This is a genomic window from Peribacillus frigoritolerans, assembly GCF_030676415.1.
In the GTDB taxonomy this organism is placed as follows: domain Bacteria; phylum Bacillota; class Bacilli; order Bacillales; family DSM-1321; genus Peribacillus; species Peribacillus frigoritolerans_A.
Map to the genome: position 1 here is coordinate 20,324 of NZ_JAUUTW010000025.1, position 15,380 is coordinate 35,703.

Genomic DNA, 15,380 nt, shown 5'->3' on the forward strand with positions numbered 1-15,380 from the left:
ATGAAACCACTCTGTTGATTTTAGCATTTCAGTGTTTCTATAAACTTTTTCTTCCTTTTGCATCCCACGAATGAATCCGCTGATCGTCAAACCATTATGAGTTAATACCTGGGGTTGTAGACAAAAAGGGTATTACCTAAAATTTTAAAACAAAGTTAATTGGAACGGAAGGTGCGAGACCCCGCAGGCGCAAGGCGCCGAGGAGGCTCCCGGACCGCCCGCGGAAAGCGAGTAACTGTAGTGGAAATCGACGTTTGAGGTTTTATAAACCCACATAAAAGCTGAGACAAACTTGATTTTCATCGAATTTTTCTACAATCTGCAATATTAGTTAATATTTCAATAGGCACTTTCTTCCGCTTCCCTTCCAAATAAAACTTGTCATTCTTTTGTTAACGGGTAAATCTTGATAATCTAAGACTATCATAGGGTCCAATTTAACTTCACGTAAACAATAAAATGCATGCAGGTTGTCTTAATGGCCATAATGATTTTTATTCACAAAATTTCATTAATATTGACGGTATCAATCTATGACTTTATCATAACAACAGGATAATGATAATCATTTTCAATTAAGAATATATTCGTTGGTTAAGAAGTTAAATAGGTATAGAGGACGGAAAGGGTGCAAAAAATGCGGGAATCTAAAAAAGTAAGAACATTTGGGGGAGGAGCATTAATCCTGTTATTTACGATTATGATGATGTTATCAGGATGTAATGATTCTCAAAAAACAACAGAAGCAGAGAAGACATCTGCCGAAACAAGTAATCAAGAAATAAGGACGATTAAGCATGAAATGGGAGAAACGGAAATTAAAAATACTCCTAAAAAAATAGTTACGCTTGAGTTATCTTTCGTTGATTCTTTAAATGCCCTAGGGATAAAACCTATCGGGATTTCAGATGACAACAAAAAAGATATGATTACAAAACTTGTAGGTCAAGAAATGGATTATACTTCTGTAGGAACACGTGAGCAGCCCAATTTAGAGGTTATCAGTTCTTTACAGCCGGATTTAATCATTGCAGATGCTGAGCGGCATAAAGGGATTTATAAAGATTTACAGCAGATTGCTCCTACCGTCGTCTTAAAAAGTCGGGAATCTACCTATCAAGAAAACCTGGATTCTTTTAAAACGATTGCAAAGGCAGTAAATCAGGAAGATGCTGCAGAAAAAAGATTGAGCGAGCATGAAAAAACGATTAAGGATCTTAAATCAAAACTTACTGTTGATTCAAATATGACGGTTTTACCTGCTGTTGTACGAGATACTTCATTCCAGGCTCATACTTCTTCTTCTTATGATGGAGAATTGCTTGAACGCATGGGATTGAAAAATGCCATCCAGCAGGAACTGCCACATGCCGAGATGAATCTGGAGCAGCTTGTCGAGATTGATCCGGATGTGCTGCTTCTAGCGAACAATGAGGGTAAGTTACTTACTGATGAGTGGAAAGACAATCCTCTTTGGAAAGACTTGAAGGCTGTAAAAAACGGACAAGTGTATAGTGTTGATCGAGATTTATGGACGAGATACCGTGGTGTTGTATCAGCAGAAGCCATTGCTAAAGACACTTTAAACATGCTTGGTGAAGAATAGAGGAACAAAAGCGAAGTAAGAGATCTAATTCTTACTTCGCTTTCCATTAGGTTTAAAATTTGTTAGGAAGTGTGTTGTATAGTCATGGAAACAGTAGTTAGAAGTAAACTGAAAGTGTATTGTACAGCTATCGCTGGAATCGTTTTGTTAATTTTAGGAGTTCTGACGAGTATTACTGTGGGAGCGGCAGATATTGATGTATCAATGGTTTTGAAGTCCTTTTTTGCGGTCGACTCGTCCAAGGAACAGACTATTATAAGGACTCTTCGATTGCCCCGTGCTTTAGTTGGAGCATTGGTCGGTGCTAATTTAGCGGTAGCAGGTGCTCTCATGCAGGCTATTACCCGGAATTCATTAGCTTCTCCACAAGTGTTTGGTGTTAATGCCGGTGCCTCATTTTTTATTGTGTCAGCTTTTGTTTTCTTTCCTAACCTTTCTTCCGTCTCTCTGGTTTGCGTTGCATTCATTGGTGCAGCAGTGGGAGGGATGGCAGTCTATTCTTTTGCTTCGGGAGGAGGAATGACCCAAGTAAAGCTGGCATTGGCTGGTATGGCTGTTCACTTTTTTTTATCTTCTTTAACGCAAGGCATGATCATCTTTAATGAACAAGCGAAAGATGTGCTCTATTGGTTAGTCGGATCTATTAATGGAAAAACATGGGCGAACGTAAACATGATTCTACCTTGGTCTCTTTTCGGGCTATTTGTTGCTGCCCTGTTCTCTCGATCTGTTTCTATCCTTGTCTTAGGAGAAAATATGGCGCAGGGACTTGGGCAACGGGTGTATCGAATCCGTATTTCAGCAGGAATATTGGTGATTATTTTGGCAGGATCTTCGGTTGCCGTCGCAGGCCCAGTGGGCTTTGTAGGATTGATCGTTCCTCATATCGTCAGGAGAATGGTGGGCGGGGATTATCGAAGAATCATCCCTTTTTCTGCATTATTCGGCGCTTTACTCTTAGTTTACGCAGATATTCTCGCTCGGTTTATCGCTTATCCTTTTGAGTCGCCGGTAGGCATCGTAACCGCTATAATCGGTGCGCCATTCTTCCTTTATTTAGCGAAGAGAGGGAGGAATATTAAGCAATGAAACTAAAACGGAAATTTGGGTTGAAATCAAATTTGCCTCCTTATTCCATTCTCCTGATGCTGACGGTAACCATGCTAATTTTATCAATGGTGAGCCTGGGCTTAGGGGCCATTTATATCTCACCTTTAGAAATCATTCAAAATTTCCTTGGAAATGGCATGCAAAGCCAGGCATTCATTCTGCATAACTATCGCATACCACGTATTGTAATTGCCGTGATAGTGGGGGCCGGATTAGCAACGGCTGGAGCCATTCTGCAAGGAGTCCTTCGGAATCCGTTGGCTTCTCCAGATGTGATTGGGGTAACAAAAGGGGCCGGTTTGGCAGCTGTTATAGTCATTGTTTTATTTCCGCAATCGCCCATTATCATACTGCCTCTTTCAGCTTTTATCGGAGCGGCGGTCATGGCGGCAATTTTGATGATATTTGTTTATAAAAAAGGAGCTCAACCAAATACAATAGCTTTGGTCGGAATTGCTTTAGGGTCCATATGTCAAGCTGGCATAGAGTATTTCATGGTCAAGTTCCCGGATGATGTAAACACGACACTGCTGTGGTTGACTGGCAGTCTATGGGGAAGAGGATGGGATCAAGTATTCATTTTGCTTCCATGTCTTGTTCTTGTACCGGTATTGATTGCATTATCTTCTAAAATGGATGTACTGAGCCTTGGAGACGATATAGCTACAGGACTCGGTGAAAGATCAAAATTACTGCGTTATATATTGTTAAGTGTTTCTGTCATTTTAATCGGAGTCTGCGTAGCTGCGGTTGGTTCTATCGGGTTTATTGGTTTAATTGCCCCCCATATTGCCCGGAGAGTGGTAGGCTCAAAATTCAAGGTTTTACTTCCTGCTTCAGCTCTCTTTGGCTCTATCTTTCTACTCGTTGCCGATAGCCTGGGAAGAGGATTATTCCCTCCAATAGAAATACCCGCCGGAATTATCACTGCGGTGATTGGAGTACCATATTTTTTATATCTATTACGTCGTGAACGAAAAATAACATAAGGAAGGCTGGCGATCATGACAACATTATCAGCAGAGCATCTTTCGCTCTCTTATGGATCAACTCAAATCATTGATAATATCGATTTAGAAATTCCTGAAGGCAAGATCAGTATAATCATTGGTTCCAATGGTTGTGGCAAATCTACCATTCTGCGGTCTCTAGCTAGATTATTAATGCCTCAGCAAGGCACGATCTATTTAGATGGAAAAGCCATTCATCACCAATCTTCCAAGGAAGTGGCAAAGAAATTGGCTATCTTACCTCAAGCTCCGGAAGCTCCTGAAGATATAACCGTTAAAGAACTATGCTATTATGGCAGGCATCCGCACAAGGGCTTATTTTCCAGACAAACCCCAGAAGATCATGCCATTGTCGACCGCGCATTATCAGCAACAAAAATGACGGAGTTTGCTGATCGGACATTGGATGCATTATCTGGAGGACAAAGGCAAAGGGCATGGATTTCGATGGCATTGGTACAAGAAACCGACCTTTTACTATTAGATGAACCGACAACTTATCTAGACTTAGCCCACCAAATTGAAATATTGGAATTACTGCGCGATTTAAACGTAACTTATGGACGTACGATTGTCATGGTTCTGCATGATTTAAATCAAGCGGCACAGTATGCCGATCATTTGATTAGCATCGTTAAGGGAAAGATCTATAAGGAGGGGCCGCCTGAAACGGTCTTTACAAAAGAGATGATCAAGGACGTCTTCAGGCTGGAGTGCTGTATTATTGAAAATCCTGTTGATCAAACGCCCCTATGCATTCCAATTGGTTTATCTCAAGATTAGAAAAACCATATCTAATAAAGGTAGAGATGCATTTAGAGCCTATCGGAAAGAAAACATCAGGGGGATTTCAATCCCCCTGATGTTTTCTTTTTGTTTATCATGTTTCTTATTTATTCCCTGGAGCAGGCTGATCGACCCCTTTAATTCTATGGCTATGCCCATCATCTTCCGTTGTGTAAAAGTCGTAATAATGAACGTGCATTCCATTTCCAACCGGAATGGCTGGTCCCGAATATGCCTTATAATAATGGGTATGCCCATCCTCAAATAACACATATCCTTCAGTATAATGAATATGTCCTCCCTCTTGTGATGGAATAGGCGGGGAAGTTACATCTAAACATTGATGGACATGGTCGTCCGCTATGGAAGTATAATCAACAGATCCGTGGTTATGATGTGGTACAAACCCAGATACAAAATCATTTTTTCCTACTTTATTCAATCTCTTCACCCCTTGTACATGAATAAACAACAGTTTTCTAAACTATATGCTCTGAACAATAAGAAGATTCTTAACGACAAGTTTTGAGGGATTAAAACGTGGAAAACCAGAATCTCATAAAATAAATCCACAGTTAAATGATAAAATAGAAAGACTTATATATTAAAGGAGACTTATCATTTTGGAAGCCAAATGTGTTAAATTCTATGAGTTTGGGAATCCGCAAAAGGTTTTAAAAGTTGAAAATAAATTTATCCAAAGACCTTTCGAGGGGGAAGTCCTCGTTCGCATGACCACACGTCCCATTAATCCGTCTGACTTGCTGCCCATTCGCGGGGCATATTCCCACCGAATTCCCTTGCCTTCCATACCTGGTTATGAAGGGGTAGGCATTGTGGAAGAGGTGGGTCCATCGGTTTCGAAAGAGCTGATAGGCAAGCGTGTGCTGCCTTTGCGTGGTGAAGGGACCTGGCAGGAATATGTTAAAACATCTGCGGAACTGGCCATCGTCATTCCCGATTCGATCGAGGATTATATAGCAGCGCAATTATATATAAATCCGATTACCGCATGGCTAATCTGTACAGAAGTATTAGCATTGAAACCGGATGATGTATTACTCGTAAATGCTTGCGGATCTTCCATTGGCCGTATCTTTACCCAGTTATCCAAGATTCTTGGATTTAAGCTGATTGCTGTAACGAGAAACAATAAGTATACGGAAGAACTGCTTAAACTTGGTGCGTCATATGTGATCGATACGTCCCGATCATCCTTGCATGATACAGTGATGGAATGGACGAATGGGCGCGGAGCGAAAGCGGCCATTGATTCAGTGGGCGGCTTCGATGGTTCAGAGCTAGCTTTTTGTGTCCGGCCTAATGGCATCTTATTAACGATTGGCCTTTTATCAGGACAGCCTGTTAATTGGGCTAAAATTTCACAAAGGACAAAAGTGAATGTTGACATGTTTCATCTTCGGCATTGGAATCAGCAGGCTTCCGTTCAAACTTGGCATGAAACGTTTAACCTTTTGATGGGGTTCATTGCTGATAAAAGGTTGAAGTTCATGATGCCGGAATCCTACTACAGCCTTCAAGATGTGCAAGAAGCCATTATTGTCACGAGCAATAGAGGGAAGATTTTTTTAAACAACTGATTTTACATCCTGAATGCAATGGTGGTTTGCTGATAGAAAGGATATATTAAAGGCAGCATTCATCTTGGAGCCCTTCCAATAGGTTCCTAAGGTAAAGTGAAATGGCCCCTGATAATATGGAATTACTTGATTACCTGTAAGGTGCTAGTTTAGAATGCGGAATAGGACATGTTGATACTGATACGACTTTGGAGGAAATACTTATGAAAACAATATATGTGAATGCTACATTTTTTACGATGGACAAGGAAAACCAAATCATTGAAAACGGCATGATGATTGTACAAGATCATACCATATCCTACATCGGCCAGCAGGATGAACAACAATTGGCAGATGCAGATCAAGTGGTCAACCTTGGCGGGAAATGGATCATGCCAGGCCTTGTGAATGCCCATTCGCATATTGTAATGACCCTTTTACGCGGTATCGGGGACGATATGCTGCTGAAGCCATGGCTTGAAACGAAAATATGGCCGATCGAAAGCCAGTTTACAACGGAAATCGCCTCTGTAAGTTCACAGCTAGGCATTATGGAAATGATGAAATCAGGAACCACGACATTTTCGGATATGTTCAATCCTAATGGAATAGATGCAGGTGCTGTCATGGAGACGATAGGCGAAACAGGAATGCGCGGAGCCTTTTCCTATACGATCTTCAGCTTGGGTACCGAAAAAGACCAGAAAGCGAACCTCATGGGGGCTGAGCAGTTTTCAAAAAACTATAAAGCATTTGCCGATGGCCGCCTGACTACCATGGTCGCACCACATAGCCCATACGCCTGCACACCTGAAGCGATCATGGAAAGTGCACGAATTGCAAAAGAGAATGATTTGATGGTGCACATCCACGTATCGGAAACGGACTTTGAAATCCTCGACATCGAAAAACGGTACGGATCCCGTCCTGTCGAGCACCTTCGCCGTCTAGGCCTGTTCGATCAGCCTACCGTGATGGCACATGGAGTGGTCCTTAATGATGAAGAGCGGGCGATCCTAAAACAGCATGATGTTCGCGTTGCCCATAATCCAATCAGTAACCTGAAGCTCGGATCTGGGATAGCAGATGTCGTCAGCCTTCTTGATGCAGGCATTAAAGTGGGAGTGGCAACAGATGGCGTCGCCTCCAATAACAACTTCGATATGTTCGAAGAAATGAGGACAGCCGCATTACTGCAAAAAGGAATGTATAAGGATGCCACAAAATTCCCTGCACAAACAGCACTCGCCATGGCCACAAGAATGGGCGCCGAAGCGATAGGCATGGGTCACACAGGATCACTGGAAGCTGGTAAAAAAGCGGATTTCATCACCATTTACCCATATAACAAAGAACACCTGCAGCCACTGAGTGAAGCCTATTCGCACCTGCTTTATGCAGCACGCGGAAATGACGTATGTGATGTATACATCGATGGCAAAATGGTCGTGAAAGATGGCCGATGCTTAACGATCGATGAAGAAAAAGTGATTGCCGAAACGAATCGTCTGCAAGGTACCCTATCACGATAACACTGATGGGAGAACAAACGGATGCACAGAAGAAGGAGCTGCCATTTGCAGCTCCTTTTTTTATGGAAGGGCAGGGAATGGTGTGGAGGTCGAATTAATCGGTTTTAGGACCATATTATTCGGTTTTAGTAAGGAATAAATCGTATCGAATGGCAGTCATAAAGGAATTCCCGCTAGTATTGTGGAATAAATTGTTCTTAACACTTAGAAATCCGTCGTGAGTCCAGTTTCTTGGAAATGTGGAAACAAAGTAAGCCGGTTAAAAATATTAATAAGAAAATAGGTATGGCAAAACGGTAAAAAATGAAAAAAACGCTGCTGACCGCAAATATTAGCCAACTGGTAATCACCAAGCAACTGGAAAAAAATCTTTGACAGAATGGACATGAATTTCACTGTCATATGAAAAATCACACACCATTTCCTAATTTTGGGTTAGGGGGAAATCGTTGAAAAAGGAGGACAAGATGAATGGAAAGTGAATCTTCATTGTTAAAAGAGCATTTGCATAAGCTGGAGGAGAAATTGTTAAAATCTGAAGTCCGTACATCCCCAGAAGAGCTTTCATTATTATTGAAAGATGATTTCTTCGAGTTCGGCAGTTCGGGTAACATATGGTCTAAAAGCGATTTTTTGGGGCAAGAGGGAGCCGGAGCGGTGAAAATGACACTAAGTCAATTTGAGATGCATCAATTGTCTGATGATACCGTGTTAACCACGTACCGGATTTTTGATGAAGATAAAGTGGAACATACCCTAAGGAGTTCAATCTGGAAATGTACGAATGGAAGATGGCAAATGTTTTTTCATCAAGGCACAAAAACGAAAGGACATCTTTAAGCCTTTTATTTATGAAAAAGAAAATAGTGAAATATCATAAAAGAGCGTAAGAAAATGAGTTTTGTATACATGAAGCGAAGCAAAAATAAATAAGATGCAGGGAATTTTTGTTGACTACGGAGCACAGAGTTAGTATTATTAGAAATAGTAATACCAAGTATTTAAATAGGAATTATAGGTTAATTGACCGGAAAACCGGAGACTTTTCTTTCATGTAAAGAGTGTCTCCGGTTTTTTTGTGAATGAGTAAAGCGAAAGGTTCTGTTTCAATACCATAGTTGTTCATATAAAAAAGGAGGGTTTATCATGGGGATATTATTACGTAAAGCGATTGAGAAAAAAAGAAACTTCCTAATCAACGAGTTGATTAACAAGGGAGTTTATAAAAAGAATGACATCCATCTATTTGAATTAACCTTAACCGATTTAGAGAATGAATATATTAAAATAAGTAAAATCGAAGAGAAGGAATCCGATGATCATTCCCCCTGTCTGAGGATCCATCATTTCATATAATATCGGAATAAAAGGAGAGGGTGAAATGAGGAAGGGCGTGGAAGAAAGGCGGAAGGAATTAATCTATAAACTTATGATCCATACTGTAAATAAGAGTGTGGAACAGCTTATGAAGTTAACCTTAAAAGAATTGGAAACAGAATATAAAAAGGTTCAGAATGATTGCCATCCCCATAGTGATGCGGGTTCGATACAATGGATCAATACAAAACGGCATTAGGTTGAATGGGGTACCTCAATTCATCATAAAAAATTTCATCATTTTGCTAACGGCTTTCTGTGCTGATTCTACATGATATTTTGAACTGTAAGGGTCACTGAATCCGTGTTTTCCGTTGAATTTATGCACTTCGATATTCTTTCTCTCTAAAGCTGAAATCAATTCGTCCACATTAAATGCTGATTCTTCTTGCGGAAAGAATAGCAGTGCAGGGCATTGTGGCGTTAATTCTAAATAATTCCTAATACGGGAACCGTAGTATCCAACTATCCCATCGACCCATTCTTCCTCACTGCACAGCCAAGCTACAGTTGCCCCTGCACTGAATCCAAGGATGAAAATCTTTTGGTATTCATCTTTAATATTCGATCCTATTTCCTTTATCTTATGCAAAGCGTTTGTGAAACCTACGTTCTCCATAAAATGCCGGTAAGCAGCTTCCTCTTGGGAATAATCAAAAGGCGTCTTCCGTCCTAACAAATTCGGACAGATCACATCAAAACCCTGTTTCGATAATGACTCACAAAAACCCTGCATATGTTGGTTCAGTCCATATATTTCGTGAATGACAATGATGACAGTATCGGAATCTTTCTGAATGTGCAGCATGTTTAACCTCCCCAAACTGTATAAAAATTAAAAACTAGATAGATAAAAGCCAACCAATTCTTTTCATCATTAACAATTACAAATCTTAAGTACATTACCATCAGGATCTTGAAAGTCAAAATAAGCAAAATCTCCAATACGCACTATTTCTTTAATAATTCATATGTTATTACCTTTAATGAATTTATAGGCTTCGTCTATATCCTTTACGTAAAAATTATACAATACATTGTTGGATGGTTCGAATCTAAAATCAGGATCAAATGTATGGTCATCTAACGTTAATCCAGTTTCATATGTTATAGGGATAGTGTAAACCGACGATTCTACAGAATCACTATTATGAGGAATGCCAAGGAGATTACAATACCATCCAACTGATTTTTTTAAATCTTTAACATGAATAAAAACATTGTTAACCTTAGGGTAAATAGGAGAATTTATTGATTTTCATACTTTTCCGCCTTTTGTTGAATCTTACCTAAGAATTCAACGAATCTCCATAAAAAACCTTTTTTAATCAGTGTGTAGCTACACAGAAGCGTCCAATGGATAAGGGCTGTCTTAAGGCAGCTTTTTCTTTATGTAATATACAGGGGAAAAGACTGACACGTTAGCTATATTCCAGATGCGTAGTACTATTTAAAAACCTTATAAGTTTGTATGGATGATCAGTATACTCAAGAAGATGTATTCCTGTATTATGAGAATTGAACCACACATCATTAATTGCGGGTGGTAATTGAAGAAAGCTTTCAATTATTTTAGTAATCACCCCTCCGTGGGATATAATGGCAATTCGTTTATAATTTGCACTGTTCTCTCTAATATAAGCGAGTACATTTTGAGCTCGTAATCTAAAATCTAAATTATTCTCCCCATCCTGCATCTCTCGTAAATCTTCCAAGAATGTTACTGGACATTTGATAGTATTTGATAAAGTTTCGGCAGTTTTACTAGCACGGAGCAAGGTACTTGACCATATGAATTCTGGTGGAAACTCTTCGGATACACGTCTGCACATTTTTTCCACTTGTTCAATTCCCTTAATGGTTAGTGGTAAATCAGTAGTTCCTTCATAATTTTCTTCTAGAAAATCGTCTTCTGACTCACCATGCCGAATTAATAATATCTGCAAGATATCACCTCGATTTTGTTTATTTATTCCAATTTATAATTCTATTCAACTTTAATAAAACCTTTAAAAGAATAAAACTTGAGCTATTAGTCATAACTCTAGTTATAAGATCGTATCATGTCCTTTTTTTTACACGAATATATGATTGTGGTGCTTTTAACAAGTAAGCTTCAGCATTCCGTGAAGATAAGTTAAGCCTTGAAATAGCAAAACAACCATGTGACAATATTGTAAGATGGTAGCTTAAACTGTTAGGAAGAACGATGGCGATATATTTCCTTTCTCTTTAATATGTAAGAAAAAGAGGAAGGTTGGATATGAAATGGACTTTTTTGAGTGGAATACCAATGTATTCAGAATGATCAATGACTTAGGGAAACAGTACGATTATTTAAACCCTTCTGCCATTTTCATTGCCGAGTACATGGTATTTTTTTTAGCTTTGGCAGTCATGTTAATATGGTTCACTCGAAATCAACAGAGTAGGATGATGGTTGTTTGTGGGATGATTACGTTTGTAATAGCTGAAATGTTGGGGAAAATGGCAGGGAGATTGCATTCGAACAATCAGCCATTTGCCGAATTGGACAATGTTCATAAGTTAATTGAAAAAGCAGTGGATAATTCATTTCCAAGCGACCATACCATCTTGTTTTTCTCGTTTTGTGTATCCTTTTGGCTTTTCAAAAGAGGATGGTGGTTGTTATGGATCATGCTGGCTTTCCTTGTTGGCATTTCCCGTATTTGGGTAGGTGTCCACTTTCCGGCGGATGTACTGGCAGGAGCTATACTAAGCGCCATTTCAGGCTTGATGGTTTACCTTGTTATTCCTAAAATAAGCTTGGTTCATACAATATTAGCGGGTTATGAGAGATATGAACAAATGGTACTATCCCCATTGACTAAATCGAAGGAAAAAAAATCAAAGGACTTTTAAGCGAGATCAAAAAACAGGGTTGCTCAGGCAGCCTTTTTTTTGTTGAACGAAGTGTAGTGTGGTAAATACAAAAATATCCATATGATGATACGGATGGTAAAATTAAGTGAAAACAATCCATCGCAATGGGGGACTTAATATTGATTGATATCCAAGAAATCAAAGACATTATCAGGCATCGCTATCCATTTCTTTTAGTTGATAGAGTTTTGGAATGGGAAGAAGGAAAGAGGGCGGTGGCCGTTAAAAACGTAACAGCCAATGAAGAGTTTTTTACTGGTCACTTTCCCGATTACCCAGTGATGCCAGGTGTATTGATCGTGGAGGCATTAGCACAGGTAAGTGCTGTTGTCATGCTTACAAAAGAAGAAAATAAAGGGCGGATCGGGCTTTTGGCTGGGATCGATGGATGTCGTTTTAAAAGGCAAGTAAGACCAGGGGACCAATTACGTTTAGAAGTGGAGATTACTCGCTTGAAAGGTCCTATCGGTAAAGGAAAAGGAAGGGCTACTGTCGATGGAGAAACTGTATGCGAGACAGAGCTCATATTTGCTTTTGGTGATTGAGCTATCATGTGCAATCACGGGGGAATGATGGTGAAGCCGATAAAAAAAGCTTACGGGTATGTGACAAGAATCAAAAATGGAGAAACACAGGTATTGGTTTTTCAACATCCCATTAGTGAAGCGGGTATACAGATACCCAAGGGAACAGTGAAGCCTCAAGAAGATGCTTACCAAGCGGTGATTAGGGAAATGAAAGAAGAAACAGGTCTGGAAAATTTTCATGTGGAGAAATTAATTGCAGAAGATTTTTGGGTGAACGCTGATGGTACCATACATAATAGATATTTTTATCAAATAAGTGTATCAAATGTTCTTGATGAATGGGACTATCAGCCAACGGGTGGAGGAGATGAAGAGGGGCTGTCATTCCATTTTTACTGGATTTCATCCGAACATGAAGTGCAACTTATTAAAGGGCATGGAGATTATTTAAACCTGATATTTACCTAACCCTTCAGTGCGCAGCAGTTTATCAAAACCGGCCAAGGTCATTATTGAACTTGGCCGGTTGTTTTTTTATGATCAGGTTTGGTTTTCGGTAATGAAAGTTTTTACGGTTGGCGGTTCATATGTATTAAATTGATCAAGAAGTCCATTTGGTTCAACATCTACCAGCGCCATGGAACGGAATTTTTCATGAAGGAACTGTTCGTCGGACATATGGTTGAATAAAGCGACCAAAGGATCATAATAGTGATTGATATTTAAGAGTCCGCAAGGTTTATGATGAAGACCAAGCTGAGCCCAAGTGAAAATCTCAAAGAATTCTTCCAATGTTCCTGGCCCGCCTGGCAAGGCAATGAACCCATCTGCAAGCTCAGCCATTTTAGCTTTTCTTTCATGCATGGTTTCCACGACAATCAGTTCGGTTAAGTTCTTATGAGCTATTTCCTTTTTTTCTAGAAAATCTGGCATTACGCCAATTACATTTCCGCCTGCTTCCAAAACGGAATCTGCAACTGCACCCATGATTCCTACACTTGAGCCTCCATAAACAAGGGTAATCTTACGTTTTGCCAGTTCCGCACCCAGTTTTTTAGCCTCTTCTACATAGACAGCAGATGCTCCGTTGCTTGATCCGCAAAATATAGCTAGACTTTTCAAAATATCACATCTCCCATTTAGTAATCTTCCTTTCTTATCATACATAATTCAGGGGGATTTGTTAAACTTGAATTATCTAAATGAAAGGTGGATGAATATGAACGTCACTGAATTTCAACAATGGGTAAAAGATTATTATGAAGCACGAGGATGGTCAGAATTGGACATTTTCATTCGCATTGGCTTTTTGGCAGAAGAAACTGGCGAGGTGGCACGAGCCATTCGCTCCCTTGAGATTGGCAGGGATAGACCTGATGAAGTTATTGGTTCGTTTGAAGAGAACAAACAGGAGTTAACCGAAGAATTGGGAGATGTGCTAGGTAACTTGATTGTGATTGCGAACAAGTACGATATTCCATTGGAAGAAGTGTTTAATGCCCATAAAAAGAAACTATCCGAACGCTATCATAATGCATAATTTCCGTCATTATTGGTGTACATGAAAAACATCCTGTTTTTAAACTTGAAGAGCTGTGACTGAAGTGAACCCAAAAAGTTAGACACTTTATTTAATTAGGCAACCTTGAGGGCATGAACCCGGTAATCTACTGGCTCGATTACGATGAACTTCGTAAGTGATGTGAGCGGCACACCACTTGCCCGCACCCATCATGCTTTTACTGCCATTGTAAAAAGGAATTTTGAATTACAACACGTAGATAGCGGAAGAAGTACACGGCATATAGAATTAACTCTGCCAGAGGGAATACATTATCAGGAAGGCGATCATCTCGGGGTTCTTCCACAAAATCCAACGGAACTTGTCGAGCGAGTGCTCAGTCGATTTAACCTAAACGGCCAAGAATGCGTGAATCTGACTGGGGATTCCGGAAAAGCTGCCCATCTTCCTACAGGAAAACCGGTAAAACTAGAAGAGTTACTATCAAACTATGTGGAGTTCCAAGAACCCGCCACCCGGTCTCAAATTCGGGCGCTTGCCACTCATACGGTATGTCCTCCACATGTAAAAGAACTTGAAGATCTTCTTTTGGACAGTACCTATAAACAAGAAATCCTGAACAAGCGCATAACCATGCTTGACCTTATAGAAAAGTATCTTGCATGTGAAATCCCATTTGAACATTTCCTGGCTTTACTGCCACCTTTAAAAGCAAAATACTATTCTATCTCAAGCTCACCACTCCACAACGAAGGAGAAGCAAGCATCACCGTCAGCGTCGTCCGTGGAGAAGCTTTGAGCGGCAACGGGGAATACAAAGGAATTGCATCGAATTATTTGGCTGAACGCTCCCAAGGAGACAAAATGGCCTGCTTTATCAATACGCCGCAATCCAATTTCCAGCTCCCAGAGCAAACAGGAAAACCTATCATTATGATTGGTCCTGGAACAGGAATTGCACCATTCAGGGGATTCATACAGGCACGTCGCGTTTTAAAGAAAAAAGGTGAAACGCTAGGGACAGCCCACCTTTACTTTGGATGCCGTAATCCTGAACACGATTTCCTCTATCAAGAAGAACTCGTGCAAGCCGAACAAGAGGGCCTTGTAACACTGCACACCGCTTTCTCCAGATGTCCCGGTCAAGAAAAAACATATGTCCAGAACCGATTAGCGGAAAACGCCCATGACATCCTTCCTTTATTAAAAGAAGGAGGACACCTATACATCTGCGGAGACGGAAGCAAAATGGCGCCTGATGTTGAACAAACCTTAATCGACAGCTATATGCATATCTATCAAACACCGAGAGAAGAAGCCACAGAATGGCTGCAATCATTAGAGGAGAATGGCAGATATGCGAAAGATGTTTGGGCAGGAGCATAAATAGGGGAAGCAGCGATTCTTAAGGGAATCGCTGCTT

The 15,380-nt window shown here is 40.2% G+C and carries 18 protein-coding genes; 14 read left to right on the plus strand and 4 right to left on the minus strand.

What is annotated here, in order from left to right; genetic code table 11:
• The first annotated feature begins 637 nt into the window (after positions 1–637).
• The 4 genes from Q8G36_RS20425 to Q8G36_RS20440 all read left to right on the plus strand — a co-directional run bounded on the left by Q8G36_RS20425 (position 638) and on the right by Q8G36_RS20440 (position 4,509).
• The gene (locus Q8G36_RS20425) at positions 638–1,606 is read left to right on the plus strand and encodes an ABC transporter substrate-binding protein (RefSeq protein ID WP_305161698.1); all 969 of its coding nucleotides are present in this window, start codon (positions 638–640) and stop codon (positions 1,604–1,606) included.
• Between the two features lie 84 nt (positions 1,607–1,690).
• A complete protein-coding gene (locus Q8G36_RS20430; protein ID WP_305161697.1) occupies positions 1,691–2,695 on the plus strand; it encodes a FecCD family ABC transporter permease in 1,005 nt (334 codons plus the stop codon).
• On the plus strand, positions 2,692–3,705 hold the full coding sequence (locus Q8G36_RS20435; protein WP_305161696.1) for a FecCD family ABC transporter permease: 1,014 nt from the start codon (positions 2,692–2,694) through the stop codon (positions 3,703–3,705). The genes Q8G36_RS20430 and Q8G36_RS20435 overlap by 4 nt, the downstream gene beginning before the upstream one ends.
• 15 nt (positions 3,706–3,720) lie before the next feature.
• Positions 3,721–4,509 (plus strand): ABC transporter ATP-binding protein, encoded by a 789-nt coding sequence (locus Q8G36_RS20440; protein WP_305161695.1) that lies wholly within the window; start codon positions 3,721–3,723, stop codon positions 4,507–4,509.
• Between the two features lie 106 nt (positions 4,510–4,615).
• Here the strand turns inward: Q8G36_RS20440 and Q8G36_RS20445 are convergent, their stop codons facing one another.
• Positions 4,616–4,954: a YmaF family protein gene (locus Q8G36_RS20445; protein ID WP_305161694.1), complete on the minus strand. Its 339-nt coding sequence runs from the start codon at positions 4,952–4,954 to the stop codon at positions 4,616–4,618.
• Between the two features lie 181 nt (positions 4,955–5,135).
• On the opposite strand from Q8G36_RS20445, the gene Q8G36_RS20450 reads away from it, so the two are divergent.
• From Q8G36_RS20450 to Q8G36_RS20470, 5 genes are all read left to right on the plus strand, one after another.
• Positions 5,136–6,113 (plus strand): zinc-dependent alcohol dehydrogenase family protein, encoded by a 978-nt coding sequence (locus Q8G36_RS20450; protein WP_305161693.1) that lies wholly within the window; start codon positions 5,136–5,138, stop codon positions 6,111–6,113.
• Positions 6,114–6,316: 203 nt separating this feature from the next.
• Positions 6,317–7,627: an amidohydrolase family protein gene (locus Q8G36_RS20455; RefSeq protein ID WP_305161692.1), complete on the plus strand. Its 1,311-nt coding sequence runs from the start codon at positions 6,317–6,319 to the stop codon at positions 7,625–7,627.
• A gap of 471 nt (positions 7,628–8,098) precedes the next feature.
• Positions 8,099–8,467: a DUF4440 domain-containing protein gene (locus Q8G36_RS20460; protein WP_305161691.1), complete on the plus strand. Its 369-nt coding sequence runs from the start codon at positions 8,099–8,101 to the stop codon at positions 8,465–8,467.
• 306 nt (positions 8,468–8,773) lie between these two features.
• Positions 8,774–8,983, plus strand: coding sequence for a Fur-regulated basic protein FbpA (locus Q8G36_RS20465; RefSeq protein ID WP_305161690.1), 210 nt, complete (start codon positions 8,774–8,776; stop codon positions 8,981–8,983).
• A 25-nt stretch (positions 8,984–9,008) separates the two neighbouring features.
• The gene (locus Q8G36_RS20470) at positions 9,009–9,203 is read left to right on the plus strand and encodes a Fur-regulated basic protein FbpA (protein WP_305161689.1); all 195 of its coding nucleotides are present in this window, start codon (positions 9,009–9,011) and stop codon (positions 9,201–9,203) included.
• 15 nt (positions 9,204–9,218) lie between these two features.
• On the opposite strand, the gene Q8G36_RS20475 is transcribed toward Q8G36_RS20470, so the two are convergent.
• Positions 9,219–9,812, minus strand: coding sequence for a dienelactone hydrolase family protein (locus Q8G36_RS20475; protein WP_305161688.1), 594 nt, complete (start codon positions 9,810–9,812; stop codon positions 9,219–9,221).
• 613 nt (positions 9,813–10,425) lie between these two features.
• The gene (locus Q8G36_RS20480) at positions 10,426–10,950 is read right to left on the minus strand and encodes a histidine phosphatase family protein (protein WP_305161687.1); all 525 of its coding nucleotides are present in this window, start codon (positions 10,948–10,950) and stop codon (positions 10,426–10,428) included.
• 322 nt (positions 10,951–11,272) lie between these two features.
• Between Q8G36_RS20480 and Q8G36_RS20485 the strand changes: the two genes are divergently transcribed.
• The 3 genes from Q8G36_RS20485 (at position 11,273) to Q8G36_RS20495 (ending at position 12,903) form a co-directional block, all read left to right on the plus strand.
• On the plus strand, positions 11,273–11,887 hold the full coding sequence (locus Q8G36_RS20485) for an undecaprenyl-diphosphatase (protein WP_305161686.1): 615 nt from the start codon (positions 11,273–11,275) through the stop codon (positions 11,885–11,887).
• Positions 11,888–12,027: 140 nt separating this feature from the next.
• A complete protein-coding gene (fabZ, locus tag Q8G36_RS20490) occupies positions 12,028–12,453 on the plus strand; it encodes a 3-hydroxyacyl-ACP dehydratase FabZ (protein WP_305161685.1) in 426 nt (141 codons plus the stop codon).
• Positions 12,454–12,480: 27 nt separating this feature from the next.
• The gene (locus tag Q8G36_RS20495) at positions 12,481–12,903 is read left to right on the plus strand and encodes an NUDIX hydrolase (RefSeq protein ID WP_305161684.1); all 423 of its coding nucleotides are present in this window, start codon (positions 12,481–12,483) and stop codon (positions 12,901–12,903) included.
• A gap of 72 nt (positions 12,904–12,975) precedes the next feature.
• Here Q8G36_RS20495 and Q8G36_RS20500 read toward each other — a convergent pair whose 3' ends face one another.
• Positions 12,976–13,557, minus strand: a complete 582-nt coding sequence (locus Q8G36_RS20500) for a TIGR00730 family Rossman fold protein (protein WP_305161683.1) — start codon at positions 13,555–13,557, stop codon at positions 12,976–12,978.
• A 97-nt stretch (positions 13,558–13,654) separates the two neighbouring features.
• On the opposite strand from Q8G36_RS20500, the gene Q8G36_RS20505 reads away from it, so the two are divergent.
• A complete protein-coding gene (locus Q8G36_RS20505; RefSeq protein WP_305161682.1) occupies positions 13,655–13,975 on the plus strand; it encodes a MazG-like family protein in 321 nt (106 codons plus the stop codon).
• A 144-nt stretch (positions 13,976–14,119) separates the two neighbouring features.
• A complete protein-coding gene (locus Q8G36_RS20510) occupies positions 14,120–15,343 on the plus strand; it encodes a hypothetical protein (protein ID WP_336622979.1) in 1,224 nt (407 codons plus the stop codon).
• The last annotated feature ends 37 nt before the right edge of the window (positions 15,344–15,380 follow it).

Coding starts and splice junctions, on each gene's coding strand:
- Q8G36_RS20425 (WP_305161698.1), top strand. CDS start 638: ATGCGGGAATCTAAAAAAGTAAGAACATTTGGGGGAGGAGCATTAATC.
- Q8G36_RS20430 (WP_305161697.1), top strand. CDS start 1,691: ATGGAAACAGTAGTTAGAAGTAAACTGAAAGTGTATTGTACAGCTATC.
- Q8G36_RS20435 (WP_305161696.1), top strand. CDS start 2,692: ATGAAACTAAAACGGAAATTTGGGTTGAAATCAAATTTGCCTCCTTAT.
- Q8G36_RS20440 (WP_305161695.1), top strand. CDS start 3,721: ATGACAACATTATCAGCAGAGCATCTTTCGCTCTCTTATGGATCAACT.
- Q8G36_RS20455 (WP_305161692.1), top strand. CDS start 6,317: ATGAAAACAATATATGTGAATGCTACATTTTTTACGATGGACAAGGAA.
- Q8G36_RS20460 (WP_305161691.1), top strand. CDS start 8,099: ATGGAAAGTGAATCTTCATTGTTAAAAGAGCATTTGCATAAGCTGGAG.
- Q8G36_RS20465 (WP_305161690.1), top strand. CDS start 8,774: ATGGGGATATTATTACGTAAAGCGATTGAGAAAAAAAGAAACTTCCTA.
- Q8G36_RS20470 (WP_305161689.1), top strand. CDS start 9,009: ATGAGGAAGGGCGTGGAAGAAAGGCGGAAGGAATTAATCTATAAACTT.
- Q8G36_RS20475 (WP_305161688.1), bottom strand. CDS start 9,812: ATGCTGCACATTCAGAAAGATTCCGATACTGTCATCATTGTCATTCAC.
- Q8G36_RS20485 (WP_305161686.1), top strand. CDS start 11,273: ATGGACTTTTTTGAGTGGAATACCAATGTATTCAGAATGATCAATGAC.
- Q8G36_RS20495 (WP_305161684.1), top strand. CDS start 12,481: ATGGTGAAGCCGATAAAAAAAGCTTACGGGTATGTGACAAGAATCAAA.
- Q8G36_RS20505 (WP_305161682.1), top strand. CDS start 13,655: ATGAACGTCACTGAATTTCAACAATGGGTAAAAGATTATTATGAAGCA.
- Q8G36_RS20510 (WP_336622979.1), top strand. CDS start 14,120: ATGAACTTCGTAAGTGATGTGAGCGGCACACCACTTGCCCGCACCCAT.